This window comes from Paraburkholderia unamae, assembly GCF_003096875.1.
In the GTDB taxonomy this organism is placed as follows: Bacteria; Pseudomonadota; Gammaproteobacteria; order Burkholderiales; family Burkholderiaceae; genus Paraburkholderia; species Paraburkholderia unamae.
In genome coordinates, this window is sequence record NZ_QEOB01000001.1 from 489,770 (window position 1) to 515,966 (window position 26,197).

Sequence of the window (26,197 nt, forward strand, 5' to 3'; positions counted from 1 at the left end):
TTTTTGCTTTCTGCCGCGCCCGGCGCCTGTGCGTTTCAATACCGGCATTTGATAAAGCGAGCACAATACTGCCGATTGATTCCTCTTTATTTACGTTCGAACTGAAGGTGAAGGCCGCGCGATGGATACTCTCGTCAGCATGAAAGTGTTCCGCCAGGTGGTGGAGGCGGGCAGCTTCGTCGCGGCGGCCGAGCGCATGAACATGTCCGCGGCCATGGCGAGCAAGCACGTCATGCATCTGGAGCAGCAACTCGGCGCGCGCCTCTTGAACCGCACCACGCGCCGCGTCGCGCCCACCGAGGCCGGGCGCGAGTATTACGAGCGCGTGGCCCAGGCGCTCACCGAACTCGACGAAGCGGGCCAGGCCGTGGGCGCGGCGAGCGTCGTGCCGCAGGGGCGGCTGCGTGTGTCGTCGCTCACGGCGTTCGGGCTGCGTCACGTGATGGGCGCGGTAGCCGACTATGCCGCCGGATTTCCGCAAGTCACCGTCGACATCACGCTCTCCGACCGCGTGGTCGAGCTGATCGACGAGGGTTTCGACGTGGCGATCCGCGCGGCGCCCTCGGGCCTGAAGTCGTCTTCGTTGATCGCGCGGCCGCTCGCCACCGCGCACATCGTGTTGTGCGCCTCGCCCGAGTACCTGCGCCGCCACGGTGTGCCGAAGACCGTCGCCGATCTCGCCCGGCACAACTTCGTGCAGTACGCGGGAGCTTCGGCGCAGGAGCTTGCGCCGTTCACCGAAGGGGCCGGCGGCGTGAAGCCCAAGCCCGGCGGCAACCTCATCGTCAATCATCTGGAGGCGCTGCGCGTGGTCGTGCTGCAAGGCGGCGGCCTCTCGATGCTCGGCACCGAGGTGGTGGGCGACGATATCGCCGAGGGCCGCCTCGTGCCGCTGCTCGTCGACGCGCTGCCGCCGCGCGAGCTGCCGATCTACGCCGTGTACGCGAGCCGCCGCCATCTCTCGGCGAAGGTGCGCTCGTTCGTCGATTTCCTCGCCGCGCGTTTTTCGGAGCGCGACCTTTGGCCCGGCGTCGAGGCGATCCGCGCGGCGGCCGCCAATGTCGACGCCGCGTTGCGCGGCGTGGAACCGCGCAACGCGGCATAGAACGCCAAGGCTTCTAGCCGGGGCGCTTCAGCGCCCCGCGCCGAGCCGCGCCCTGGTCTCGTCGTACTCGCGCTTCAGACGCGCCACGAGCTCGGCCACGGTGGGCACGTCGTCCATCAGGCCCACGCCCTGGCCCGCGCCCCACACGTCTTTCCAGGCCTTGGCCTTGGAGGTGCCCGCGCCGAAGTCCATCTTCGACTTGTCCGACTCGGGCAGCGCATCGGGATCGAGCCCGGCGTTCACGATGCTCTCGCGGATGTAGTTGCCGTGCACGCCCGTGAACAGGTTCGTGTAGACGATGTCGGCGGCCTTGGCGTCGAGAATCGCGTGCTTGTAGGCGTCGGCGGCGTGCGCTTCTTTCGTCGCGATGAAGCGCGTGCCCATGTAGGCGAGGTCCGCGCCCATGGCCTGCGCCGCGAGGATCGAGCCGCCGTTGGCGATCGCGCCCGAGAGCACGATCGGGCCGTCGAACATGCGCCGCACTTCACCCACCAGCGCGAACGGCGAGGTCGTGCCCGCATGGCCGCCCGCGCCGGCCGCCACGAGAATCAGCCCGTCCACGCCCGCTTCGAGCGCCTTGCCCGCGTGGCGCAGGTTGATGACGTCGTGCAGCACGATGCCGCCGTAGCTGTGCACGGCGTCGAGCAACTCCTTCGGCGGCGCGCGCAGGCTCGTGATGAAGATCGGCACGTGATGCTCGATGCACACGCGCACGTCGTGCTCGAGTCGCGCGTTCGACTGATGCACGATCTGGTTCACGGCGATCGGCCCAATCACGGCGTCGGGATGGGCGGCCTTGTGCGTGGCGAGTTCGGCCTTGATCTGCGTGAGCCATTCGCCCAGCAGTTCGGCGGGGCGCGCGTTGAGCGCCGGGAACGAGCCGACGATGCCCGCCTTGCACTGCGCGAGCACGAGCTCCGGATAACTGACGATGAACATCGGCGAGCCCACGACGGGCAGCGAGAGGTTTTGCAGAACGGCGGGCAAGGCCATGTCGGAGGTCTCCTTGTGGCGCGCGGGCGGAAGGCCGGGCGGGCAGGAACGCGGCGCCGGTTTCGATGAGGATAAGGCTGTCTTGACCGAACGCAGCGGCCGGCGGAATCGAGTCGTGAACGGACTGCGAAAACGACCGTTCGATTATAGGCTCGGGGTGATCCGGGCACCGGTCGTGCGGCATTCGAGGGAGTGTTCGGTTTCTACCGTTACGCACGCGAAAGCGTGTTTTCGAGTCGCACTCGCCCCATACAATGACCGCAGACCAACAAACAAAAGAGACTTCCCCATGCCCTTCGACGGATTCCAGCCTTTCACCGTTCGTACCGGGAGCGGCGTTGACATCTGCGGCGTGAAGGGCGGCGAAGGACCGCCGCTGCTGCTGCTGCACGGCCATCCGCAGACCCACATGATCTGGCACCGCTGCGCCCCCGCGCTGGCGGAGCATTTCACCGTCATCGCGACCGACTTGCGCGGCTATGGCGCCTCATCGAAGCCGGCCAGCGACGCCACGCATGCCGCCTACTCCAAGCGCGCGATGGCGGCCGACCAGGTGGAGGTCATGCGCCACTTCGGCCACGAGCGCTTTCTCGTGTGCGCGCACGATCGCGGCGCGCGCGTCGCGCACCGCATGGCGCTCGATCACGCGCACGCCGTCGAGCGGCTGATGCTGCTCGACATCGCGCCCACGCTCGCCATGTACGAGCAGACGGACCGCGAGTTCGCCACGCTCTACTTCCACTGGTTCTTCCTGATCCAGCCCGAGCCGCTGCCGGAAACGCTCATCGAAGCGAATCCCGATGTCTATATCGAACGGGTGATGGGCAGCCGCCACGCGGGTCTCGCGCCCTTCGCGCCCAAGGCGCTCGGCGCCTACCGCGCGGCGCTGCGCCAGCCGGGCGCGGTGCACGCGATGTGCGAGGACTACCGCGCCTCCGCGACCATCGACCTGGACCACGACCGCGCCGACCTCGAACGCGGCAACAAGGTGGCGTGCCCGTTGCGCGTGCTGTGGGGGCAGGAGGGCGTGATCGAGCGCTGCTTCGACCCGCTCGCCGAATGGCGCAAGGTGGCGCGCGACGTGAGTGGGCGCTCGCTGCCGTGCGGGCATTACATTCCCGAAGAAGCGAGCGACGCGCTCGTCGAGGAAATGCGGGCGTTCTTCGAGACGACGGAGCCATGAGCGCGCACTAGCCAGGCACTAGCGCGCCCGCCGCCGCTTTACCCGAGCGGCGGCAACCGGCGCGGCACCGGCGTGGACTTGACGATGGCGGTGCTGGTCTCCGCGCGCTCGGTGACTTTCGCGAGGATCTCGTCGAGCTGTTCGATCGAATGCAGATAAAGCCGGGCGATGAAGCAGTCGTCGCCGGTGACCTTGTCGCACTCGACGAACTCGGGAATGCGCCGCAGCACGTCTTCCACCAGATGCAACTGGCCGGGCAGCGGCTTCACGCGCACGATGGCCTGCAAGGTGTAGCCGAGCGCGCGCGGATCGATCTGCACCGTATAGCCGCCGATCACCCCCTGCGCTTCGAGCCGGCGCAGCCGCTCGGACGTGCTCGGCGCGGAAAGCCCGACGTGCTTCGCGAGCACGGCGACGCTTACGCGCGCATCTTCGGCGAGCGCGGCGAGCAGCATGCGGTCGATCTCGTCGAGCGTGGCCGCGGCGGCGGAAAAGGCGGAGTTGGGGCGTCGGTTCATGATTTCGTGGGTGCTCCGGCGGGTTGGCCTTTCAATCGAAGGCGAGTTTTGCACTTCTCCTAAGTTTAGCCATATATTCCTCGTCCGCACGCCGATAAACTGGCTTGCAGATGCGAAGGGCCGCGCGCCCGTCGCCCGCCAGAACGAGGATGCAAGCCCATGTCTTCCACCACCCCTGAAATTCGCCGTGGCGCGGCCGAGATGATCGTCGCGATGCTGATGTCCGGCACCATCGGCTGGCTCGTGGTCGCCTCGCGGCAGGCCCCGATCAACATCGCCTTCCTGCGCTGCGTGCTGGGCGGCTTGACGCTCACGCTCGTGTGCGCCGCGCTGGGTCTCCTGCGCCGCAAGCTGCTGCCGCCGCGCACGCTCGCGCTCGCCGTGCTCGGGGGCGCCGCCATCGTCGCGAACTGGGTGCTGCTGTTCGCCGCCTATTCGCGCGCGTCGATCTCGATGGCCACGGCCGTCTACAACACGCAGCCGTTCATGCTCGTCGGCCTCGGCGCGCTCGTGCTGCGCGAGCGTGTGAGCGTCTCGACCGTCGCGTGGCTCGCCGTGGCCTTCGTCGGCCTCGTGTGCGTGGTCGAGGTGCAGCCCGCCGTGCTCGCGGTGCCCGGCCAGTACCTGCAAGGCGTGGCCTGCGCGGCGGGCGCGGCCTTCCTCTACGCCGTTTCGTCGATCATCACGCGCCATCTCAAGGGCACGCCGCCGCATCTCCTTGCGCTCGTGCAGCTCGCCTTCGGCGCGCTCGCGCTCGCGCCGTTCATCCACTACGGCACGCTGCCCGCCACGCCCCTGCATTGGGCGCAGCTCGTCACGCTCGGCATCGTGCACACCGGCATCATGTACGTGCTGCTGTACGGCGCGATCCAGAAGCTGCCCACCGCGATGACGGGCGCGCTTTCGTTCATCTATCCCGTGGTCGCGATACTCGTGGACTGGTTCGCGTTCGGCCAGCGCCTCGCCTGGATTCAGGTGGCGGGCGCCGCGCTCATCCTGCTTGCGGCGGCGGGCGTGAACCTCGGCTGGCGGATCGTGCCGCAGCGGCGCGACGCGCGCTCGGCGTAAGGCGCAACGAGAGTACGGGCCGCGCGGGCGCGCCCCGTGCGGCGCTTTGCCATGCAAGGGCGGCGGCGCCGGCCGCATAATGTCGCGGTTCGAACCCCCGACGTTTTCCTGCGCATGACTTCTACCCACGGCGCCCCCGCCAACCACGACGAAATCGAACTGGCGCGCGCCAAGCGCCGCGCGCTCTTCCTGCTGCTGGGCGCGGCGCTCGTGTTCGTCGGCACGGCGCTTTCCCCGCCGGGCGTGGTGATCGACGGCATCAAGGCCGTGAGCGAAGCCGCGATGGTCGGCGCGCTCGCCGACTGGTTCGCCGTGGTCGCGCTGTTCCGCCGCGTGCCGATTCCGTTCGTCTCGGCGCGTACGGGCGTGATTCCGCGCAACAAGGACCGAATCGCCGACGAACTCGCCACCTTCGTGCGCGAGAAGTTTCTCGACGTGGGCTCGCTCGTCGGCCTGATCCGCCGCCACGATCCGGTCGAGCGCCTTTCCGCGTGGCTCACCGCGCCGGACAACGCGCAACGTCTGGGCGACTACGTCGCGCGCATGATGTCGGGCCTGCTCGGCCTCACCGACGACGCGCGCATCCAGAACTTCATCCGCGACGGACTGCACGCGGCGCTCGCGCGCGTCGATCTTTCGAAGTCGGCCGGCGCGATACTCGACACGCTCACGAAGGACGGCCGCCATCAGGAATTGCTCGACCAGATGCTCGACCAGCTTGGCGCGCTGCTGCGCGACGAGGGCACGCGCGGGTTCGTCGCGGCGCGCATTGTGGACGGTCTCAAAGGCGAGTTTCCGAAGACCGAGAAGTTTCTGCCCTCGGAGTGGATAGGCGAGAGCGGCGCGCGCGTGCTGGAAAGCGCTGTGAACCGGCTGTTGCTACAGGTGGGCGAGGATCGCGAGCACCATTTGCGCCAGAAGTTCGACGAGGTCGTGGAAAAGCTGATCGTGCAGCTCAAGAGCGATCCGGCGTTTCTGCGCAAGGGCGAGGAGTTGAAGGCGAGCTTGCGCGAGGGCAGTGCGCTCAACGACTACACGCGCGAACTGTGGGACAGCCTGCGCACCTGGCTGCGCGAGGATCTGGATCGCAAGGATTCGGCGCTGCACGCAAAGGTGGCCGCGACGGGCCGCTGGCTGGGCGAGACGCTGGCCGCCGACGTCGAGTTGCGCGCCTCGCTCAACGGCCATCTGGAAGATGCCGCGCGTGCGATGGCGCCCGATTTCGCGCGCTATCTCACGCACCATATTCGCGACACCGTGAAGAACTGGGACACGCGTGAAACCGCGCGGCTCATCGAACTGAAGATCGGCAAGGACTTGCAGGAGATTCGCGTGAACGGCACCGTGATTGGCGGCGCGATCGGGCTGGGGCTTTATTTGTGCTCGCATCTATTCGAGCTGGTGCGCCTGAAGCTGGGCTATTGACCCGACGTTTGACGCCACACCGCGCGCATTTGATTCGCATTCCAGATGAATCATGTGCGCGGCGGCATGGCTCGTGGAGCGGGCCTGCGGCCGTTGGTCATCTGTAGGGAAATCACCGATGCTTCGCGTATTCTGGCGCGAGTATGATGCCTTCGACAGTTTGATCACGTCAGAGCTAATTCCAACGCTCGTCCGGAAAACGGACGAGCGTTTTTTTTCGCCCGAAGCGACCGGACGGCTGCTGGGCCGTTCGGAAGGCGAAACGCTTAAACCGCGGCCGCGGGCGCTTCGAGCCGCTCGCCGTTCACGACGAGCGCGCCGCTTTTCGCCAGCTCCCCCGCCAGATCGCGCAGCAACGCGGGCCACGCGGCGCGCGGCGCGAGTTGCTGTGCGGCGGCGCGCATGGACGATGCGCTTTCGAGCATCGCCACGAGCGCGTCGAACGTCATGGTGCGCACTTCGAGCAGCTTGAAGACGATCAGCACCTTGAGCGCGTTCTTTGCGTTGCGCGCGGGTTCGGCGCGCAGCCAGTCGAGGCGCGAGAACGCGCGGGCGAGCGCCTCGTCGATATTCGAGAACGGCTTGCCGTGGCCGGGAATCACCGTCTGCACGTCGAGTTTCGCAATGGCTTCGAGCACCGCCTGCTGCTCCGCGAAGCCGCTTTCGCCGTCGAGTTCCGGAAAAATGACGCCGAAGCCGTGTTCCCAAAGCGCGTCGGCGCTGATCAGCAGGCGCGGCCCGGCCGCGTAGAGCATCACGGAGTCGGGGTCGTGCCCAGGCGCGCCGATCACCTCCCAGTCGAAGCCGCCGAGCGCGAGCCGCTTGCCCGCCACGAGCGCGCCGGTGAAGCCGAAGCGCTCGCAGGTCTGCCCGGTCGCGAGAAAGCTCAGGCGCGCCTCGTCCCACTCGCGCACGATCGGCGCACTCGCGGCCGGAATGAGCGTGGCGCAGGGCCAGTGCGCCTGCAAGCGCGCGTTGCCGCCGCAATGGTCCGAGTGCAGATGGGTGTTGACGATCAGATCGAGCGCTCGATTGCCTAATGCATGTTGCACGAGCGCGAGCGTTTGCCCGGCATGCGTGGCGTAGCCGGTATCGACGAGCGCGGTGCGCGCGTCATCGACCAGCAGCACATTGTTCGACGAAAGCCAGCCGCGCTCGAATACGCGGATCGAATCAGGCAGTGCCGGCGCCGCGCTCATGCTGGCTCGTGCCGCGTGGCGGGTGCGGCCTTCGGCATGACGAGAATCGTCGCGCGCCCCACCACGAGCGTCGCGCCGTCCTGGTTCACGGCTTCGCCCGCGAGCTTCACGAGATCGCCGTTCAGGCTCGGCTTCCACCACGCTTCCTCCACGCGCCATTCGAACGTGAGCGTGTCGCTCGCGTGCGCGGCGCGCTTGAGCTTCATGTCGAATTCGAGGCCGAGCGGTTGCGCGTACTGCGAGAAATGCGTGGCGAGCAGCGCCATGAAATGGGCGGTAGGCTGCGTGCCCGAAGCGATCAGGCCGCCGAAGCGGCTTTGCGCCGCGTAGGCTTCGTCATGGTGCAGCGGGTTCAGGTCGTTCACGAGCAGCGAGAACGACTTCACCGACTCGGGCGTGAGGGCGAGCGTCGAGCGGAACGTCTCGCCGATCGTCACGACGCGGGCGGGTGCATTCAATATTTTTCTCCTTGCTGCGGGGCCGGCGTGTCGAACCGCTGCGCGAGCCATTCGGCATGGCGCGCCTCGATCGCGTCCCACACGGCGCGCTTCGCGTCGTCGTCGAAGCCGGACCACGACGCGATCTCGTCGATCGTGCGCAGGCAGCCTTCGCACAGGCCGCTGCGCTCGTGCATGCGGCACACGTTGATGCACGGCGAAGGCGGCGAGGCGGGTGCGGGGCGTGACACGGGCGCGCTCATGTGGCTCACGCGTCGCGCAGCGCGACGTCCACCACGGGTGCGCCCGTCAGCGCTTCGAGTTCCTGCGGCGAGAGGTTGAACACGGCGTGCGGGTGGCCCGCCGCGGCCCACAGGCTTTCGAGCGCGAACAGGTCGGCGTCGATGAGCGTCACGGGCTTCGTGGCATGGCCGATCGGGCAAACGCCGCCAATCGCATAGCCGGTCTTCTCGCGCACGAACTTCGCGTCGGCGCGGCCGATTTCGCCCACGTGCGCGGCCACCTTCTTTTCGTCCACGCGGTTCGCGCCGCTTGCGATCACGAGCACGGGTGCGTCGTCATTGCGACGGCGGAACAGGATCGACTTGGCGATCTGCGCGACTTCGCAGCCAAGGCCTGCTGCCGCTTCGGCCGAGGTCTTGCCGGTTTCGGGCAGCATCACGACCGGCTTGGCGTGACCGCGCTCGCGCAGCATCAGCGCGACGCGGCGCGCGGAATCGGGCAGGGCGTCGAGGTTGTCGAGGGATTGCGTCATGAATTGATTTCCTTCGTACTACGATTCAACAGCTTGCGCTTCACGCGCATGCAGCTTCGTTGCGCGCCTTCGCGAGCAGCGCCTTGCCCGCGCGCGAGACGTTCGGACGGCCGATGGCGGTCGAGATGAAGTCGCCCGCCGCGACGACCTGGTTCAGGTCGACGCCGGTGTGGATGCCCAGGCCGTTCATGAGGTACAGCACGTCCTCGGTCGCGACGTTGCCGGTGGCGCCCTTCGCATACGGGCAGCCGCCAAGCCCCGCCACCGAGGCGTGGAAAATGGCGATGCCTTCTTCGAGCGCCGCATAGATGTTGGCGAGCGCCTGGCCGTAGGTGTCGTGGAAGTGGCCCGAGAGGCGTTCGCGCGGGAACACCTTCGTCACCGCCTGGAAGACTTCGTGCACGCGCTTCGCGGTGCCCACGCCAATGGTGTCGGCGATGTCGATCTCGTCGCAGCCGAGCGCGGCGAAGCGCTCCACCACGTCGACGACCGAAGCCACGGGCACCTCGCCCTGGTACGGGCAGCCAAACGAGCACGACACGCTGCCGCGAATGCGCACGCCGTGGTCCTTCGCGGCTTGCGCGACGGGCGCGAAACGCTCGATGCTCTCCGCGATCGAGCAGTTGATGTTCTTCTGCGAGAACGCTTCGCTCGCCGCGCCGAAGATCACGATCTCGTCCGCGCCCGCGGCGAGCGCGCCTTCGAAGCCGCGCAGGTTGGGCGTGAGCACCGAGTAGATCGCGCCCTCGCGGCGCTCGATGCCGGCCATGACCTCGGCGCCGTCCGCCATCTGCGGAACCCATTTGGGCGAGACGAACGAGGCGGCCTCGATATTCGGAAAGCCCGCGGCCGTGAGCCGGTTGATCAGCTCGATTTTCGTTGCGGTGGGGACGAAATCTTTCTCGTTTTGCAGGCCGTCGCGCGGGCCGACTTCGACGATCTTGACTGCGGTGGGTAAGGCCATTGCTGTGTCTCCAGACTTATATTCAGAAATGATTCGGCATGCTCAGTAATCGCATCGGCAACCGGATCAGTAACCGCGCCCGGCATGCACGATGCCGCTCACGGTCTCGCCGCGCGCGAGCGCGCCGATCTTGTCGGCCACCTGCGAGACGGCTTCGTCGCGCAGCGTGAGCGCCGAGCTATGCGGCGTGATCGTGATGCGCGGCTCGCGCCAGAACAGATGATCGGACGGCAGCGGCTCCTCGCGGAACACGTCGAGCGTCGCGGCGGCGAGCGTGCCGTTCGCGAGCGCGTCGAGCAGATCCTGCTCGTCCAGATGCGTGCCGCGCGCCACGTTCACGAGATACGCGCCGCGCGAAAGCTTGCCGAAGGTGCGCGCGTTGAGCACGTTCTCGGTGTCGGGCGTGGCGGGCAGCAGGTTCACGAGCACCTTCACGCCGTCGAGGAAGGCGTCGAATTGCGCGCCGTGCAGCTCACCCGAAAATGTCTCGATGCCCGCGATCGACTTCGCGCTGCGCGAAAAGCCGCGTACCGGCACGCCGAGCGCGGCCACCGCATGCGCGACCTGCGCGCCGAGCACGCCCAGACCGAGCACGCCGACGGTGAAGGTCTCGCGGGGATGCGGCGCGAGCACGTGCCATTCGCGGCGCGCCTGCGCGAGCGCGTATTCGTCGAAGCGGCGCAGGTAGCGCAGCACGGCATGCTGCACGTACTCGCTCATTTGCGGGCCCATGCCCGAGTCTTCCAGGCGCACGAGCAGCGCGTTGCCGGGCAACGTGCCGGGCAGTGCGCGCTCGTGGGCGAGGATCGCGTCCACGCCCGCGCCGAGGTTAAAGATCGCGCGCAGGCCGGGCACGCCGAACAGCTCGCGCGGCGGGTGCCAGACGACCGCATAGTCAGCGGGAGCGGTGTCGCCCGGCTGCCACTCGCGCAGTTCGGCGTCGGGCAGGGCGCGCGCGAGGCCGTGCAGCCACGCGGAGGCGTCGGCTTGCGGAAACCAGAAAATGATCTTCATGGCGCTCATCACATTGCGAAAAGGCGGCCGATGCCGGCAAACGCCTTGAGTTCGAGCGCATTGCCGCATGGGTCGGGGGTGGCCGGCGGGTTTGGCCAACTGCACCGGCACCATTCTACTTTTTCAGGCTCGCGCCCGCCGGGCAAATCGCGGCGCGGCGCGCGCGGCATGGCAGGCAAGGGCGCGGCGGGGAAGGCGCCGAAAAGCAAAGCAAAAAAAATTGGTTCGGCGGGAGCGGCTCGCAGGCCACAATCGGTTCACGCCGTGTTCCAGCGAGGAAAAAATCATGCTTTCGTGCGCGCAATCGCGTTGGCCGCCCCGCCTCGTCACCGTGCCCGGCCTGCACGGCAGCGACGGTGCCCACTGGCAAAGCTGGCTAGAACGCCAGTTCGCGCACTCGCTGCGCGCCGAGCAGGACGACTGGGATGCCCCCGACCTCGCGGTGTGGGGCGCGGCGCTCGCCCGGCGGCTGGCCGGCGAGCGCGGGCCGTTCCTGCTGGCCGCGCACAGCTTCGGCTGCCTCGTCACGGCGCATGCGTTGCAAACGGGCCTGATCGGCGGGGGCGCGGGGAGCGAAGGCGGCGACGCAGGCGGCGCCGATATTGCGGGCGTGCTGTTCGTCGCGCCCGCGAGCCCGGAGAAGTTCCGCTTCGCGGGCGCGTTCGAAGCGAGCAGCCTTGGCGTGCCGTCCATCCTGATCGGCAGCGAAACCGACCCCTGGATGCCGCTCGAAGGCGCTCATGCGCTCGCGCATCGACTGGGCAGCACGTTCGTGAATCTCGGCGACGCGGGTCACATCAACACGGCGGCAGGCTTCGGCCCGTGGCCGCGCGCGAAGTATTTCGTCGATACGCTCGTGCATGGCGCAGCGCACGGGCGGCTGCGCGACGAGGCGGTTGATGGGGGGCGGGCGTTGGCGTGAGATCGGATCAGCGGTCTTGCCGCGTGTCCCACGCTCTCAGGATGGCAATGACGGTGGGGTCTTCGGAGTAAGGCGGCAAAACTTCGTAGTGCAATTCATAGCGCCCGGCGAGACAAACCCAACGATGCACTTCGCGAGCAGGCGGCCCGTCGTAACCGTCCAGTTCTTCGCCCAGGCGGTGAAAGTGGTCTTGCCCGAGTCGCCGCGCCTGCGCGACGAGTGCGCTGACCAGGCGGCGCGCGACAACAGTGTCGTTGTATTTCGCGATGTGCCTTGCAATCCCGTCGAGATCGGCGGTCGCCTTGCCCGTGAAGACGACTTGGATGCTCACGGTTTCGGCGCGGGTAGCTCGTTGTCGGTCCCGATGCTGTTTGCCCACGCCTCGACTTGCTCGATAGTGACAACCCGTCCCGCCGTCACATCGTCCAGCCCTTCCTGAATCAGACGGCGCTTCTCGGCCTCGCGCGCGAGATACTGGACCAGCGCCTTCTTGATGATCCACTGCTTGGGACGTTCAATCAGTTCTGCCAAGGCGTCTACCTCCTGCGCCAGTTCGACGGGCACTTGTGCCGTCAGCGTACGCATTTCCGCAGCCATATCGAATCTCGTCTATTGGATTTCAATAGACTCTATTATGGAATGGTAAACGCGCCCGCGCCAATATTCATTGACGCAGGACAGGGCCGCAAACGTGCGGATCACTAGCGTTTCAACGCCTCGCGCAACAACCGCGCCGTATGCAGCGCGATCATCCCTTCCTCGTCGGTGGGAATGGCGAACACCGGCACGCGGCTCTCCCGCGCGCTCACGCGTTCCTTGCGCGCCTCCCTGCCGGCTTCGTTGGCCTGCGCGTCGAGCACGATGCCAAAGAGCGGCGCGAGCCGTTCGCACACCTGCGCGCGGATCGGCGCGGCATGCTCGCCGATGCCGGCCGTGAACACGAGCCCGTCGAGCCCGCCGAGCCCCACCGCGAGCTTGCCCACTTCCTGCGCGATGCGGTACGTATAGAAGTCGATCGCGAGCTTCGCCTGTTCGCTGCCGTTCGACAGCAACTCGCGCATGTCGCTGCTCACGCCGGAGAGGCCCTTGAGGCCCGACTCCTGGTAGAGCAGCTTTTCGATCGCGTGGTAGTCCATGCCGCGCGCCATCATCCAGAGCACCGCGCCCGCGTCGAGCGCGCCGCAGCGCGTGCCCATGGGCAGGCCGTCGAGCGCGGTGAGCCCCATGGTCGTCTCGACGCTCTTGCCGTCCTTCATTGCGCACAGGCTCGCGCCGTTGCCCAGATGCGCGACGATGACCCGCCCGCGCGCGATGTCGGGCGCGACGAGATGCATGTGCTTCGCGATGTACTCGTACGAGAGGCCATGAAAGCCGTAGCGGCGGATCCCCTCGGTGTAATAGCTGTACGGCAGTGCGAAAAGCTGCGCCATCGGGCCCGTGGTGGCGTGGAACGCGGTGTCGAAGCAGGCCACCTGCGGCAGCTCGGGCGCGGCCTGGCGCACCGCGCGGATGGCCGCGAGATTGTGCGGCTGATGCAGGGGCGCGAGCGGCGTGAGCGAGTCGAGTTCCTCGATCACTTCGTCGTTGATGAGCACGGCGTCCGAGTAGCGCGCGCCGCCGTGCACCACGCGGTGGCCGATCGCGGCGGGCGGCGTGTCGCGCAGGCCCACGGCGAGCACGAGGCGCAGGAGGCGGAAGGCGGCGTCGTGATCGGCGACCTGGGCCACGGGAAACTTCTCGTCGACGATCAGGCGTCCGTCGGCCATATGCGCGACCACGCGCGGCGCGACGCCGATGCCTTCGATCTGCCCGCCCGCGCCGTGCAGCGCGCGGGCGCCGCCTTCCACGTGGTCGTCCTCGATCACGCGATACACCGAACACTTGATGCTGGACGAACCCGCGTTCACGACGAGCACGACATGGCCTTCCGCGGCCGGCTGGGCTTGGATGCTGCTCACAGGATCTCCGTGGCTTTGCGCGCGCGCCGCGCATGGGCGAGCAGCACGGCGATCGCGCAACTGCCGATGCGCGAGCGCACGCTGTCGGCGCGGCTCGTGAGGATGATCGGCACGCGCGCGCCGAGGACGATACCGGCCGCTTCCGCGCCGGCGAGGAAGGTGAGTTGCTTGGCGAGCATGTTGCCCGCTTCGAGGTCGGGCACGAGCAGGATGTCGGGGTCGCCGGCCACGGGCGAGGTGATGCCCTTGATGCGCGCGGCCTCGGCGCTGATCGCGTTGTCGAAGGCGAGCGGTCCGTCGAGCAGGCCGCCCGTGATCTGGCCGCGATCGGCCATCTTGCAGAGCGCGGCGGCGTCGATGGTGGAGGGCATCTTCTCGGAGACGGTTTCCACCGCGCCGAGAATCGCGACCTTGGGCGTGCCGACGCCAAGCGCCTGCACGAGATCGATCGCGTTGCGCACGATATCGGCCTTGTCGGCGAGCTTGGGGAAGATGTTGACGGCCGCGTCGGTGATGAATAGCGGCTTGTGGTACGAAGGCACGTCCATCGCGAACACGTGCGAGAGGCGGCGCTCGGTGCGCAGGCCGTTGGCGCCGAGCGCGACTTCGTGGAGCAGCTCGTCGCTGTGCAGGCTGCCCTTCATGAGCAGCTCGGCTTCGCCCTCGCGCACGGCGCGCACCGCGAGTTCGGCGGCGGCGTGGCTGTGCGGCGCGTCGACGATGGTGATGCCGGTGAGGGGCAGGTCGGCTTCCTCGGCCACGGCGCGGATCTTCGCTTCGGGGCCGACGAGGATCGGCACGATGAGGCCGAGGTTCGCGGCGTCGAGCGCGCCGGTGAGCGAGGAGACGTCACAGGGGTGCGCCACGGCCGTGGGCACGGGCGCGAGGCCGCCGCAACGGGCGAGCAGAACCGAATACTTGTCGGGCGATGACGTCATGACGGAGTCTCCATGCTGGTCGTGCATAAAGGCCATGCTGCGGCGCGCAAAACCGTAACAGTGTAGACCAGCGCGAACGAGCCGGTCGGAAAGATGTGCGCCAGTATGGCGCGGCATCGTGACACAGCGGCGGCGCCGGCCGGCAATGCCCGGCCGCCTCGCCTGTCACGCTTCGTTCACAGGGCGGCGCGATCATGGGGCGAACTTGCGGGGTCGTCCGGGAACCACCGGGGGCCGTGCCGCGCCTTGACTTTCGGGAGGCTGCGGCCTAAGTTTTTAGTTGCCGCAGTGCAACATGATCTGGCTCTTTTCATCTCGCGGCCGCGCAGCGCACGAGGCGTAACCAGCGCCTGACAAGCATGTAGCAAGCGTGTGACGTGCGCACGCGAGCGTCGCGACCCCCTTTTGCCGGCCTGGCGCATGCTTGCCGCCAGGCCGGTGTGCGCTCCCTTAAAGGAGATTCGTCTCGTGGCAGTTTCCACCTCGTCGCCTTTTTCGTTCCTGCCGACGCTCGCATCGGGCACGCCTTTCTGGCCCTTTGCTTCTTTCTGGCCCCTCGCGGCCGCTTCCGACGAGACGTCATCGCCCCCCGCGCCGCTTGCCGAAGCGACTTCGGCACTGTCGTCCGCCGTGACCTCGGCGGTGAACCAGGCCATCGAATCGGCGCCGCCCACGGCCGCGCAACCGTTTTACGATTACCTGTACGACGCGTGGCAACGCAGCGTGCTCTTCCTCGATGTGCTGCGCGAGCGCGGCAATCAGACGTATGTGCACGAGCAGGCCGGCATGCCGCCCGTGCTGGCTTTCGACTATGAAGTCGTCGTCGATGGCCGTGAGCTCGACGATCCCTGCAATTACGCACTTCTGCGCATCAAGCCCGAAACGGACGTGCCCACCGACCCGCGCATGCGCCCGTTCGTCGTGATCGACCCGCGCGCGGGCCACGGCCCCGGCATCGCCGGCTTCAAGATGGACAGCGAAGTGGGCATCGCGCTGCGCAAGGGCCATCCGTGCTACTTCGTGACGTTCTTCCCGGTGCCCTGCGAAACGCAGACCATCCAGTCGGTGGCGCAGGCCGAGGGCGTGTTCGTGCAACGCGTGCGCGAGCTGCATCCCGATGCGGACGGCCTGCCGTTCATCATCGGCAACTGCCAGGGCGGCTGGGCTGCGGCGCTGCTCGCGGCCTCCGCGCCGGCGCTGGTCGGCCCGCTCATGCTCGCGGGCTCGCCGCTTTCGTACTGGGCCGGCGTGCGCGGCAAGAACCCCATGCGCTATTCGGGCGGCATGCTGGGCGGCTCGTGGATGTCGTCGCTCGCCGCCGACCTTGGCGACGGCCGCTTCGACGGCGCGCATCTCGTGCAGAATTTCGAGAACCTCAATCCCGCCAACACGTACTGGGGCAAGCTCTACAACCTCTATTCGCGGGTCGATACCGAGCGCGAGCGCTTCCTCGAATTCGAGCGCTGGTGGGGCGGCCATTTCCAGTTGAATCGCGCCGAGATCGACTGGATCGTGCAGAACCTCTTCGTCGGCAATCACCTCACGCGCAACGAGGTGTACGCGAAGAACGCGCGCGCGCCCGTGGACCTGCGCAACATCCGTACGCCGATCATCGTGCTCGCCTCGTGGGGCGACAACATCACGCCGCCGCAGCAGGCGCTCAACTGGATTCCCGATCTCTACGCGAGCGTGGACGAGATCGTCGCCAACGAGCAGGTGATCGTGTATTGCCTGCACGACAAGGTGGGGCACCTGGGCATCTTCGTTTCGGCGAGTGTGGCCAATAAGGAGCACACCGAACTGTTTTCCGCGCTGGACCTGATCGACGTGCTGCCGCCGGGACTCTACGAGGCGAAGATCACCGACTCGACGCCGGAGGCGGGACGTCTCGAGGCGCTCGAAGGGCGCTATGAGATCCGCTTCGAACTGCGCACGATCGAAGACATCCTCGCGCTCGACGACGGCCGCGACGACGAGCAGCCGTTCGAAGTGGTGCGCCGCTTCGCCGAGAACAATCAGCGTCTCTATGACCTCCTGGTCTCGCCGTTCGTGCGTGCGTCGAGCAATGCGCTGAGCGCGCACGTGCTGCGCGAGTCGCATCCGGCGCGCGTGGAGCGCAGCGTGATGAGCGACGCGAACCCGGCGCTGGGCGTGCTGCCCGCCATGGCCGAAGCGGTGCGCGGGCACCGCAAGCCGGTTGCGCCCGACAATCCGTTCACGCAAATCGAAAAACAGACCTCGGCGACCATCGAAGCCTCGTGGGATGCGTACCGCGACGCGCGCGACGCGTGGGTCGAAGCCGCCTTCTACAACGTCTACACCGCGCCGTGGGTGCAGGCCTGGGTGGGGGTGGCGCCGAACCGGCCGCTGGAGCCCATCGCGCCGCCGCTCATGGCGCTGCGCAAGGAGCTTGCGCAGTACCGGCTGCGCGCGGCGCGCGCGCACCTCGACAAGGGCACGCTCGTCGACGCGTTCATGCGCATTGCCGCGTATATCGTCGATGAAATGCACACGGTGCAGTACCGGCCGTTCCAGCGCATGCGCGAGCTTGCGCGCGAGTATCTCGGCGATCGCCAGCCGAGCATCGCCGAACTGAAGGAAGCGGCGCGCCGCCAGGGCGCGATCGTGCAACTCGATCCCAAGGCCGCGATCGAGGCCCTGCCCGCGATCGTGCCCGACATGAAGACGCGCCGCGCGCTGCTCGCGGCCGTGTATCGCATCGCGACGGTGTCGGGGCCGCTCGAAGGCGAGCGCCGCGAGCGCTATCGCGACGTGCAGCGCGCGCTGGGCGTCGAGCCGGGCAGCGAGAAGTCGGGGCTGCCGCCGCTCGATGGCGGTGGGTCGCCGGATGAAGGCACGCCTTCGGGTGGCGCGGTGTCCGGTGGTGCGGCCGCCGGTGCTGGCGGCAGCGGTTCCGCCACGCCGGCCGGCGCATCGGCTGCCGCGCCCAAGCCCGTTGCGGTTCCGGCCAAAGCGCGCAGCGCGAAGACTGCCGCAGTGGCGAGCGAAACCACGGCGAGCGCGAAGCCCATGCGCGCCGCGCGCGCGGGCGTGAAGACGAAGGCCGCGGAAGCGCCCGAGGTCAAGAAAGCGCCGGTTGCCGCGAAAACGGCGCGTCGCCCGCGCGCGGCGGCCGCGCCGACGCCCACGCGGGCGGCGGGCACGACGGCCACGCGCCGGCGCGCCACGCGCGGCGCGGGCGAGTAAGCCGAAGCCGCACGCGCGCCAGGAAAGCGCGGAGGTCGCCCTCCGCGCTTTTTTTGCATCGCGCCTTGCCCGACCGCAGCACGATCCGCAAACGCATCCGGGGCCGTGAACGGCCGCCCGCGTCCTGTTCTTGAACCGCGTCTTCAACCACGAGGTCAGCCATGCATACCCCTCCCGACCGGCCGCTGGCCGGCATGCGCGCGCTCGTCACGGGCGTGGCGAACGCCGAATCGATTGCCTACGGCTGCGCCCGCGCGTTCGCCGACCTCGGCGCACAGCTCGCACTCACCTATCTGAACGACAAGGCCAGGCCCTACGTCGAGCCGCTCGCCAATGAGCTCGGCGCGCAATTGCTGCTGCCGCTGAACGTCGAGGAAGACGCGCAACTCGACGCCGTTTTCGAGGCGATCCGCAAAGAGTGGGGCGCGCTCGACATCGCGTTGCACTCCATCGCCTATGCGCCGAAAGCCGATTTGCAAGGCGGGCTGCTCGAGTCGTCGGCGCAAGGCTTCGCGTATGCGATGGACGTGTCGTGCCATTCGTTCATCCGCATGGCGAAGCGCGCCGCGCCGCTCATGACGCATGGCGGCACGCTCTTCGCCATGAGCTACGACGGCGCGAATCGCGTCGTGCCCAACTACAACCTGATGGGCCCCGTGAAGGCGGCGCTGGAGGCGTCGTGCCGCTATCTCGCCTATGAGCTCGGGCCGCTCGGCATTCGCGTGCATGCCATCTCGCCGGGGCCGCTCAAGACGCGCGCCGCCTCGGGCCTGCCCGACTTTGACCGCATGCTGGCCGACGCCGTGGACCGCGCGCCGCTCGGCGAACTCGTCGACATCATGGACGTGGGCTATGCGACCGCCTTTCTCGCCACACGCTACGCGCGCCGCATGAGCGGCAACACCGTGTATATCGACGGCGGCGCGCACATCATGGCGTGAACGACGTGAACGGCATCGAGGCGGCACTTAGCACGAAAGCCGAAAAGCAAAGCTCGCATCGGTATAAGCCGTACGCCCCGGCTCGCTAGAATCGAGCGTTCGGCCTGCTTACAAATTCCTGAAACGCAGGCCGATGCCTTTCAACGACAGACGGGGATCACCATGGCAGGCTTGGGACGCACGGCGCGCTGGCTCGGCGCGGGCATCATCGCCATCAACACATTGGGTGCGGCGGCGGCGCACGCCGACACATCGCTGCTCAACGTCTCGTACGACGTGACGCGCGAGCTGTACAAGGACATCAACGCGAGCTTCATCGCCGACTATCAGAAGAAGAACGGCGAGGCCGTGTCGATCAAGCAGTCGCACGGCGCTTCGAGCGCGCAGGCGCTTTCGGTGCTGCAAGGCCTTCAGGCCGACGTCGTGACGATGAACCAGCCCAACGACATCGACCTGCTCGCGCAGCAGGGCCATCTCGTGCCCGCGAACTGGCGCACGCGTCTGCCCGATGCGAGCGCACCCTACACGACGACGATGGTGTTCCTCGTGCGCAAGGGCAACCCCAAGCACATCAAGGACTGGGACGATCTCGCGAAGCCCGGTGTGCAGGTGGTGATCGCCAATCCGAAGACCTCGGGCAACGGCCGCTACGCGTATCTCGCCGCATGGGGCTACCGCAAGCAGCAGGGCGCAAGCGACGCGCAGGCGCTCGACTTCGAGCGCGCGCTGCTGAAGAACGTGCCGGTGCTCGACGCGGGCGGCCGCGGCGCCACGACGACCTTCACGCAGCGCGACATCGGCGACGTGCTCGTGACCTTCGAGAACGAAGTGGCGCTCATCGATACGGGCGTGGGCGCGAAGGACTTCGAGGCCGTCTATCCTTCGGTGAGCCTGCTGGCCGAGCCGCCGGTCACGATCGTCGACAAGGTCGTGGACAAGCGCGGCACGCGCAAGGTGGCGCAGGCGTATCTCGAGTATCTGTACACGCCCGCCGCGCAGGAGATCATTGCCGCGCACCATCTGCGTCCGCGCGACGCGGGCGTCCTCGCGAAGCACGCGAGCGAGTTCAAGCCGATCAAGACCTTCACGGTCGAGCAAGTGTTCGGCAGCTGGCAGAACGCGCAGGCCGCGCATTTCGCCGATGGCGGCACGTTCGATCAGATCGTCTCCGACCGGAAGTGACGCAGGCGCTCGAATGCGCCAGGGCATGAAAAAAGCGCCTCGCGTTTTGCGCGAGGCGCTTTTCTTTTACAGGCCGCAGTCTTAGTACCAGCCGCGGCGGCCGTGCCACTCGCCGCGGCCATACCAGCGGTGGCCGTCCCAGTAGCGGTCGCCGTGCCAGCCGATCACCACGGCGGGCGCGTAGGCCACGCGCATGGGCGGTGCAACGTACACCGGGCGAGGCGCGACGTACACCGGGCGCGGCGCGACATAAGCCGGTGCGGGCGCAACGTACACCGGTGCGGGCGCAACATAAACCGGAGCGGGCACGCCGACATTCAGGCCCACGACCACGCCAGCCATGGCGGATTGCGAGGCGGCGAGGACGAGCGCACCGGCACCCAGCGCGGCAAAGAGTCTGGTTTTCATTTTGAGCCCCCTTCGGTTGAAGATTGGATGGCTTCAATGTAGCGAAGCGCCCGCCCGCTTGAGTTACCGGATTGCAACAATCTGCGCGCGAATTTTACGCGCCGCGCTCGCATCGGTTGCCGCAAAGCCTTGTGCCGCGGGCTTTGCGAGGGTTTGGCCCATGTCGGCGCGTTGCAAATCGTCATCGTCACCCGGGTGTCTGTAATCGACGCGCCGGGCGCGGCCGGCGCGAACGCGCACCGTGTTATCCCTTTATTAAGCGTATCCTGTAAACAGGCGTAATCTTCGGGCCCTGTTCTGTAACCCTTGTAACGATCCTGAAAATTAAACTCGCCCTTCATCACGAAGGCGCGAGGCGAGCGGCTTCGACTCGCTACGGGGTTAATCGATGGTTTCCGAAGTCAATGCGATGCGCCCGGCACGTGAGCGCAGCGAGCCGGATGCGCAAGGTCGCAGCGCGCCCATACCGCTGCGCCGCATCCGCAATACGTTCTTCAAGCTGCTCTATCGCTACACGCACCCGCGCGCGTTCCATCACAACGAACGGCTCGGCCGCGGCGTGAGCATCGAGCGCGACGCGGCGGGGCGGCTGACGGGCATGAGCATCGACGGCCAGCACCTGCCGTGCGTGAACGGCATGCCGCTGCCCGTGCGCGACGCGGCGGAGTGCCATCTCATCGCGACGGGGCCTTCGATCAACGCCATCGACTACGACGTGCTGCCCATGCCGCGCGCGATGGGCGTGAACGGCGCCATCGCCCTGCGCCGCAAATACGACGTGCGCTTCGACTACTACTGCATCGTCGACGCCGGGTTCGTGCGCAATCATGGCGAGCTCGTCGATCTCATCGTGGCCGAGCCGCTCACGCTGTTCGCGACGCCCACGGTGCTCTGGCACATCGCGCAGCGCTGCGCGCCTTCGCGCATGCGCTGCCGCGTGTTTCTGCTCGACGAGATGCTGTTTCCCGCCGGGAGCGGCGCGCTCGACGTGGCGCAACTGCGCGCGGCGCACGGTGCGGCGTCGCTTGCGTGGTTCGACGCGGCGCGCCCGCTGGGCTTTAGCCTCGACATCCGGCGCGGCGTGTTCGAAGGCCGCACGGTCGCCTATACGGGCCTCCAGGTGCTCGCCTCGCTCGGCTTTCGCCGCATCTACCTGCACGGGCTCGACCTCGTCGACGCCGCGCGCACGCCGCGCTTCTACGAGCGCCAGGGCGCCGTGCAGCCGAGCCAGCTCGACAAGCATCTGCGCGACGTGATCGCGCCGTCGTTCCGGCATGCGGGGGCGCTCCTGCGCCGCCGTGGCGTGCAGGTGACGAATCTGTCGATGCGCAGCGCGCTGGGCGAGGACGTGTTGCCGAAAATGCGCTGGCAGGCGCTCGTCAACGTGGAGGAGCGCGAAAGTCTTTGCGCGTGAGGCGCGAGTGAAGCGCGCAAGGGTGAGGTGCGGGAAGGTGAAGCGCGCCCGGCACGGCGGCCGGGCGGCATGAAGCTGCAACACATGCCGGACGCGAACGCCCGGCGTGCCTTTACTGCACCGCGACGCTCGCGAAGTTCTGGCGTCCGAACGGGCTCACCTGATAGCCGCTCACGGCCGTGCGCGTGATGGCGGCGGCGGTCGGGTAGCCGAGCGGAATCCACAGCGCCTGATCGTGGATGATCTGCTGCGCGGTTTCATAGAGTTTGGTTCGTTTGGCCTGGTCGGACGTGGTCTTGCCCTCGGCGATCAGCTTGTCGAGCTGCGGGTCGCAGAAACGCGCGAAGTTGATGCCCGACTGCACCGCATTGCAGCTAAAGAGCGGCGAGAGATAGTTGTCCGGGTCGCCGTTGTCGCCTGCCCAGCCCATGAAGAGCGTGTCGTGCTGGCCTTGCTTGGCCTGCTTGATGAGCTCGCCCCACTCGATCACCTTGATCTCGGCCTTCACGCCGATCTTCGCGAAGTCGGCCTGAAGCAACTCCGCGCCCGCGCGCGGGTTCGGGTTCAGCACGCTGCCGTTCGGGCGCACCCAGATCGTGGTCGAGAAGCCGTTGGCGTAGCCCGCGTCGGCGAGCAGTTGCTTTGCCTTCGCCGGGTCGTACGGATAGGGCTGGATCGACTTGTCGTAGCCCCAGGTGATGGGCGGCCAGGGGTTCGTCGCGGGCGTGGCCGTATTGTCGAAGATCGCCTTGAGATAGGTCGTGCGGTCGAACGCCATGTTCAGCGCCTGGCGCACCTTCTGGTTGTCGAGCGGCTTCTTCTGCGTGTTGAGCGCGACGAAGGCCGTCATGAACGCGGGCGTTTCGACCACCTTGAGCGACTTGTCCGTCTTCGCCGCGGACACGTCCTGGGGCTTGGGCGAGAGCGCGATCTGGCATTCGCCGGCCTTCACCTTTTGCGCGCGCACGGCGGCGTCGGGCGTGATCGCGTAGATCAGGCGGTCTACCTTCGGCTTCGGCCCCCAGTAGGTCGGGTTCACGTCGTAGCGGATCAGCGCGTCCTTCGTGTAGCTCTTGAGCACGAACGGGCCCGTGCCCACCGGCTTCGCGTTGAGGTCGATCTGCTTGCCGGCCTTGAGCAACTGGTCGGCGTACTCGGACGAGTAGATCGACGCGAAGCCCATGGTGAGGATCGAGAGGAAGGTGGCGTTCGGCTCGTTGAGCTCGAACTTCACCGTGTTCGCATCGACCTTCGTAACCGACTTCACGAGCTTGACGAGTCCCATGGACTGCGCGTGCGGGAAGCCGCTCGCGCCCGCCACCTTGTGCCACGGATTGTTCGCGTCGAGCATGCGATCGAAGGTGAACACCACGTCGTCGGCGTCGAGCGTGCGCGTGGGCTTGAACCATTCGGTCGTCTGGAACGCCACGTTGGGCCGCAGATGGAACGTGTAGGTGAGGCCGTCGGCGCTCACGTCCCACTTGTCCGCGAGCGCGGGCACGACCTTCTTCTGCGCTTCGTCATACGTCACGAGCGAATTGAAGATGACGTCGGCGGACGCGTTGGTCGTGACGAGCGAGTTGAACTGCACGACGTCGAAACCGTCGGGGCTCGACTCAGTGCAGACCGTGAGCGGTTTCGCGAACGCGGACGTGGCCGCGAGCGCGCAAGCGGCGCCGAGCGCGGTCGCGAGCACGAGTCGAGGCACGAGCCTGGGCGCGGTGGGCGAGGTGAAACGCATGGGATCTCCGTGGTTCTTCGGTGGCGGGCGGCGCCCCGTTTTGTTTGAGTCAGGAGAGGCGGGAAGGCTGGTAAGGGCGCCCGGACGTGGCAAGCTTATCGAAGGGAAATTGCCGAGACAACAATTTAATCCACATACCCATATGGAATGGGGGGCGGGCACGCGCTCGCTTCGCGAGCGGGCCCCGGCGATTCAGCGGCTCAGCGGGCAGACGCCCTGTGGGCAGAGACTCAGTGGCCCGCCGTTTCAGCGCGCGGCTTGCGCGGCGCCTTTTCGAACACGCGGTCGTAGAGCCAGCGCGGCAGCGCGCGCAGCAGCATGGCGGCCACGCGCATGGGCCAGGGGAACACGGCGAACGACGTGCCGCGCGCAATGGCGTCGGCCGTTTTCGCGGCGAAGCGGTCCGCGTCCATCAGGAACGGCATGCGGTAGGGGTTCTTCGCCGTCATCGGCGTGCGGATATAACCCGGCGCGATGGTGACCACGGGCACGCCGAACGGGCGCATCTCCACGCGCAGCGCTTCGAGATAGGCGAGCGCGGCGGCCTTCGAGGCACTGTACGCGCCCGAACCCGGCAGCCCGCGCACGCCGGCCACGCTCGCAATGCCCACGAGCGTGCCGCGCTTGCCCTGCGCCATCGCCGAGGCGAACGGCTCGAAGGTGGCGACCATGCCGAAGTAGTTGGTGTCCATCACGTCGCGGAACGTGGCGAGGTCGCCTTCGCCCGTGAGCACGCCGCGGCTCACGCCCGCGTTGGCGATCACGATGTCGGGCAGGCCGTGCTGGGCGATGAAGTCGCGCGCGGCGGCGGCGAGCGCATCGGCGTCGCGCACGTCGGCGGGATAGATGGAGACGGCGTGAGCGGGGTGGGCCTGCCGGAAGCCGGCAAGGGCCTCGCCGCGACGCGCGACGAGCCCGAGGACGGCGCCGCGCCGCGCGTATTCGGCGGCGAGGGCGGCGCCTATGCCGCTGGACGCGCCGGTGATGAAGACCTTCAGCGGCGCAGCCTGCATCACATTTTCTTCGCGCGGATCTGCGAAATGATGAAGTCCATCACCTGGAGCGTGCCCGGCAGCGCCTTGTCTTCCGGTGCCTGGATCATGGCCGGGCCGGTCTCGTACTTGCCCTGGATGGCGATGGTCGGCACGCCGTCGATCTTGTAGGCGTCGAGCAGCCCCTTGTCGCGCTGGAGCGCGCTCTGGGTCGAGAACGAGTTGTACGCTTCCAGGTACTTCTTCGGATCGACGCCCTGGGTTTGCAGGAACTTGGCCTGGTCTTCCGGCGTGAGCAGGTAGTTCTTGTTCTCGTGGATTTCGTGGAACACGGCCGGCGTGAGCTTTTGCGCGAGGCCGAGCGCGTCGAGCGCGTAGTACATCTTCGAGTGCGGGATGAAATCGTCACGGAATGCCACCGGCACGCGCTTGAACACGACATCGGGGCCCTGCTTCTTGATCCAGCTTTCGAGGAACGGGTCGAACTTGTTGCAGTGCGGGCAGCCGTACCAGAAGAACTCGGTCACTTCGATCTTGCCCGCGGGCGCGTCGACCGACTGCGGCGTCTTCAGGATCGTGTAGTCCTTGCCGGCCACGGGCGCGGCGGGCGAGGCGTGAGCCACCGAGCCGATCAGCGAGAGCGAGAGCAAAAGCGTACCGAGAATTCGTTTCATGGCGTTCAAATCCGTTGGGCTTGGACCGGCGGCGGCCGGCTGTTTGCCGCACCGGCGAGGCGCCCGCGCTGCGCAGTGTCCTGCGCGGGCGCGTCGCCTCGCGTGTGCGGGGGCTTCTTATTGATGGATGGGTCCGCGCCGTGTACGGCGCGGACGGCGATTACTGCTTCGTGAAACGGATGACGGCGGTGTCGATACCGGCGTCGGACAGGCGCTGACGCGTCGAGTTCATGTCATCGAACTTCGTGAACGGCCCGATGCGAACCCGATAGTACGTGACGCCGCCGGCGTCGCGCTGCGTCACCTTCGACTCGAACCCCTGGAACGCGAGGCGCGCGCGCTGCTGTTCGGCGTCGCCCGAGGTCTTGTACGCGCCCACTTGCAGGAAGTAGCCGGTGTTGGCGTCGCCCGGCGCGGGCGCGGCGTTGCCCTGCGCGGGCTTCGCGGCCGGCGGCGTGGGCACGGCGTTGGCCGGCTTCTGCGGTGCGTTGTTGGCGAGGATCTGCGCGGGGTTGCTGCTCGAGTTGTTGCCCGAGTTGCTGGCCGTCTGCGGCTTTTTCGCGATGGACGTGCCGCCCGTGACGGTTTCACCCGTGGACGGTTGCGGCGCGACGGCCACGCCGTTGTTGTTGGCGGCGTTGTTGTTCGAACCCGAGGGCGGCACTTCCACGATCTGCGGTTCTTCGAGCATGCCCGAGGACTGCGACTGGTTCGTGGTCTGGCCCGGCGCCGTGTTGGGCGGCGTGCTTTGCGCGGCCTGCGGCACCGGCTGGCCAGGCGACTTGCCCTGGAGCACGCGGTTCGGGTCGACCTGCTCGTTGTTCTGGCTTGCGTCGGAAGCGGCCGGCGGCGCGACCTTGGAGACGAACGGCGTGGGTGCGCGCGTGATGTAGAGCGCCACCACCACCGCGATCGCAAGGCCGACGATCAGGCCCAGCACGATGCCGAGAAAGGTTCCCCCGGACTGCTTCGACTGCTGTTTTGTAGTGCGGCGCGGTTTTGCCATCGTCTGAATCACCTGCAAACAAGAGAATCCTGGAACGGCCGTCCGCGCGAGGCGGCGGCCCCAAACATGTCGCTTCGTGCGCTGCGGGCGGCGGGGGATGTCAGGACATCGCCGCCGCCGTGCTGCCGCAGCA

Annotated in this window: 26 protein-coding genes; 9 read left to right on the forward strand and 17 right to left on the reverse strand. The window is 67.5% G+C overall.

Annotated elements, in window-relative coordinates; translation table 11 throughout:
- Positions 1 to 121 precede the first annotated feature (121 nt).
- Positions 122 to 1,105 (forward strand): LysR family transcriptional regulator, encoded by a 984-nt coding sequence (locus C7402_RS02180; protein ID WP_112170200.1) that lies wholly within the window; start codon positions 122 to 124, stop codon positions 1,103 to 1,105.
- 27 nt (positions 1,106 to 1,132) lie between these two features.
- Here C7402_RS02180 and C7402_RS02185 read toward each other — a convergent pair whose 3' ends face one another.
- On the reverse strand, positions 1,133 to 2,098 hold the full coding sequence (locus C7402_RS02185; RefSeq protein ID WP_112170201.1) for an NAD(P)H-dependent flavin oxidoreductase: 966 nt from the start codon (positions 2,096 to 2,098) through the stop codon (positions 1,133 to 1,135).
- Between the two features lie 289 nt (positions 2,099 to 2,387).
- Between C7402_RS02185 and C7402_RS02190 the strand changes: the two genes are divergently transcribed.
- Positions 2,388 to 3,281, forward strand: coding sequence for an alpha/beta fold hydrolase (locus C7402_RS02190; RefSeq protein ID WP_116609479.1), 894 nt, complete (start codon positions 2,388 to 2,390; stop codon positions 3,279 to 3,281).
- 38 nt (positions 3,282 to 3,319) lie between these two features.
- On the opposite strand, the gene C7402_RS02195 is transcribed toward C7402_RS02190, so the two are convergent.
- Positions 3,320 to 3,799, reverse strand: a complete 480-nt coding sequence (locus C7402_RS02195) for an Lrp/AsnC family transcriptional regulator (RefSeq protein WP_116609480.1) — start codon at positions 3,797 to 3,799, stop codon at positions 3,320 to 3,322.
- Positions 3,800 to 3,958: 159 nt separating this feature from the next.
- Here C7402_RS02195 and C7402_RS02200 point away from each other — a divergent pair, with 159 nt between their 5' ends.
- On the forward strand, positions 3,959 to 4,867 hold the full coding sequence (locus C7402_RS02200; protein ID WP_116609481.1) for a DMT family transporter: 909 nt from the start codon (positions 3,959 to 3,961) through the stop codon (positions 4,865 to 4,867).
- A 114-nt stretch (positions 4,868 to 4,981) separates the two neighbouring features.
- Positions 4,982 to 6,292, forward strand: coding sequence for a DUF445 domain-containing protein (locus C7402_RS02205; RefSeq protein ID WP_112170205.1), 1,311 nt, complete (start codon positions 4,982 to 4,984; stop codon positions 6,290 to 6,292).
- 266 nt (positions 6,293 to 6,558) lie between these two features.
- On the opposite strand, the gene C7402_RS02210 is transcribed toward C7402_RS02205, so the two are convergent.
- From C7402_RS02210 to C7402_RS02235, 6 genes are all read right to left on the reverse strand, one after another.
- On the reverse strand, positions 6,559 to 7,491 hold the full coding sequence (locus C7402_RS02210; protein WP_116609482.1) for an MBL fold metallo-hydrolase: 933 nt from the start codon (positions 7,489 to 7,491) through the stop codon (positions 6,559 to 6,561).
- Complete coding sequence (locus C7402_RS02215; protein WP_112170207.1) at positions 7,488 to 7,949, reverse strand: MaoC family dehydratase; 462 nt, start codon at positions 7,947 to 7,949, stop codon at positions 7,488 to 7,490. The genes C7402_RS02210 and C7402_RS02215 overlap by 4 nt, the downstream gene beginning before the upstream one ends.
- On the reverse strand, positions 7,946 to 8,125 hold the full coding sequence (locus tag C7402_RS02220; RefSeq protein ID WP_244314732.1) for a DUF1289 domain-containing protein: 180 nt from the start codon (positions 8,123 to 8,125) through the stop codon (positions 7,946 to 7,948). The genes C7402_RS02215 and C7402_RS02220 overlap by 4 nt, the downstream gene beginning before the upstream one ends.
- 71 nt (positions 8,126 to 8,196) lie before the next feature.
- Positions 8,197 to 8,703 (reverse strand): YbaK/EbsC family protein, encoded by a 507-nt coding sequence (locus tag C7402_RS02225; protein ID WP_116609484.1) that lies wholly within the window; start codon positions 8,701 to 8,703, stop codon positions 8,197 to 8,199.
- Between the two features lie 40 nt (positions 8,704 to 8,743).
- A complete protein-coding gene (locus C7402_RS02230; RefSeq protein WP_112170210.1) occupies positions 8,744 to 9,667 on the reverse strand; it encodes a hydroxymethylglutaryl-CoA lyase in 924 nt (307 codons plus the stop codon).
- A 66-nt stretch (positions 9,668 to 9,733) separates the two neighbouring features.
- Positions 9,734 to 10,681 (reverse strand): 2-hydroxyacid dehydrogenase, encoded by a 948-nt coding sequence (locus tag C7402_RS02235; RefSeq protein WP_116609669.1) that lies wholly within the window; start codon positions 10,679 to 10,681, stop codon positions 9,734 to 9,736.
- Between the two features lie 286 nt (positions 10,682 to 10,967).
- Here C7402_RS02235 and C7402_RS02240 point away from each other — a divergent pair, with 286 nt between their 5' ends.
- A complete protein-coding gene (locus tag C7402_RS02240) occupies positions 10,968 to 11,603 on the forward strand; it encodes an RBBP9/YdeN family alpha/beta hydrolase (RefSeq protein ID WP_116609485.1) in 636 nt (211 codons plus the stop codon).
- A gap of 7 nt (positions 11,604 to 11,610) precedes the next feature.
- On the opposite strand, the gene C7402_RS02245 is transcribed toward C7402_RS02240, so the two are convergent.
- The 4 genes from C7402_RS02245 to C7402_RS02260 form a co-directional block, all read right to left on the reverse strand.
- Positions 11,611 to 11,934 (reverse strand): type II toxin-antitoxin system RelE/ParE family toxin, encoded by a 324-nt coding sequence (locus C7402_RS02245; protein WP_116609486.1) that lies wholly within the window; start codon positions 11,932 to 11,934, stop codon positions 11,611 to 11,613.
- Entirely contained in the window at positions 11,931 to 12,200 is a 270-nt protein-coding gene (locus tag C7402_RS02250; protein ID WP_112170213.1) for a CopG family ribbon-helix-helix protein, read from the reverse strand. The genes C7402_RS02245 and C7402_RS02250 overlap by 4 nt, the downstream gene beginning before the upstream one ends.
- A gap of 104 nt (positions 12,201 to 12,304) precedes the next feature.
- Complete coding sequence (locus C7402_RS02255; protein WP_224045073.1) at positions 12,305 to 13,561, reverse strand: acetate/propionate family kinase; 1,257 nt, start codon at positions 13,559 to 13,561, stop codon at positions 12,305 to 12,307.
- A complete protein-coding gene (locus C7402_RS02260) occupies positions 13,558 to 14,499 on the reverse strand; it encodes a bifunctional enoyl-CoA hydratase/phosphate acetyltransferase (RefSeq protein ID WP_112170214.1) in 942 nt (313 codons plus the stop codon). Before C7402_RS02260 ends, C7402_RS02255 begins: the two co-directional genes overlap by 4 nt.
- 468 nt (positions 14,500 to 14,967) lie before the next feature.
- Between C7402_RS02260 and C7402_RS02265 the strand changes: the two genes are divergently transcribed.
- The 3 genes from C7402_RS02265 to C7402_RS02275 all read left to right on the forward strand — a co-directional run bounded on the left by C7402_RS02265 (position 14,968) and on the right by C7402_RS02275 (position 19,829).
- Positions 14,968 to 17,706: a DUF3141 domain-containing protein gene (locus C7402_RS02265; RefSeq protein ID WP_341869216.1), complete on the forward strand. Its 2,739-nt coding sequence runs from the start codon at positions 14,968 to 14,970 to the stop codon at positions 17,704 to 17,706.
- A gap of 161 nt (positions 17,707 to 17,867) precedes the next feature.
- Positions 17,868 to 18,647, forward strand: a complete 780-nt coding sequence (gene fabI / locus C7402_RS02270; protein ID WP_112170215.1) for an enoyl-ACP reductase FabI — start codon at positions 17,868 to 17,870, stop codon at positions 18,645 to 18,647.
- A gap of 162 nt (positions 18,648 to 18,809) precedes the next feature.
- On the forward strand, positions 18,810 to 19,829 hold the full coding sequence (locus C7402_RS02275; protein WP_112170216.1) for a sulfate ABC transporter substrate-binding protein: 1,020 nt from the start codon (positions 18,810 to 18,812) through the stop codon (positions 19,827 to 19,829).
- Between the two features lie 81 nt (positions 19,830 to 19,910).
- On the opposite strand, the gene C7402_RS02280 is transcribed toward C7402_RS02275, so the two are convergent.
- Positions 19,911 to 20,237, reverse strand: a complete 327-nt coding sequence (locus tag C7402_RS02280) for a hypothetical protein (RefSeq protein ID WP_116609488.1) — start codon at positions 20,235 to 20,237, stop codon at positions 19,911 to 19,913.
- A 388-nt stretch (positions 20,238 to 20,625) separates the two neighbouring features.
- On the opposite strand from C7402_RS02280, the gene C7402_RS02285 reads away from it, so the two are divergent.
- Entirely contained in the window at positions 20,626 to 21,651 is a 1,026-nt protein-coding gene (locus C7402_RS02285; RefSeq protein ID WP_116609489.1) for a hypothetical protein, read from the forward strand.
- A gap of 112 nt (positions 21,652 to 21,763) precedes the next feature.
- Here the strand turns inward: C7402_RS02285 and C7402_RS02290 are convergent, their stop codons facing one another.
- The 4 genes from C7402_RS02290 to C7402_RS02305 all read right to left on the reverse strand — a co-directional run bounded on the left by C7402_RS02290 (position 21,764) and on the right by C7402_RS02305 (position 26,082).
- Positions 21,764 to 23,392, reverse strand: a complete 1,629-nt coding sequence (locus C7402_RS02290) for an ABC transporter substrate-binding protein (protein ID WP_116609490.1) — start codon at positions 23,390 to 23,392, stop codon at positions 21,764 to 21,766.
- 230 nt (positions 23,393 to 23,622) lie between these two features.
- Positions 23,623 to 24,405 (reverse strand): SDR family oxidoreductase, encoded by a 783-nt coding sequence (locus C7402_RS02295; protein WP_116609491.1) that lies wholly within the window; start codon positions 24,403 to 24,405, stop codon positions 23,623 to 23,625.
- Entirely contained in the window at positions 24,405 to 25,058 is a 654-nt protein-coding gene (locus C7402_RS02300; RefSeq protein WP_112170221.1) for a thiol:disulfide interchange protein DsbA/DsbL, read from the reverse strand. Before C7402_RS02300 ends, C7402_RS02295 begins: the two co-directional genes overlap by 1 nt.
- A gap of 160 nt (positions 25,059 to 25,218) precedes the next feature.
- On the reverse strand, positions 25,219 to 26,082 hold the full coding sequence (locus C7402_RS02305) for an SPOR domain-containing protein (RefSeq protein WP_116609492.1): 864 nt from the start codon (positions 26,080 to 26,082) through the stop codon (positions 25,219 to 25,221).
- Positions 26,083 to 26,197 lie beyond the last annotated feature (115 nt).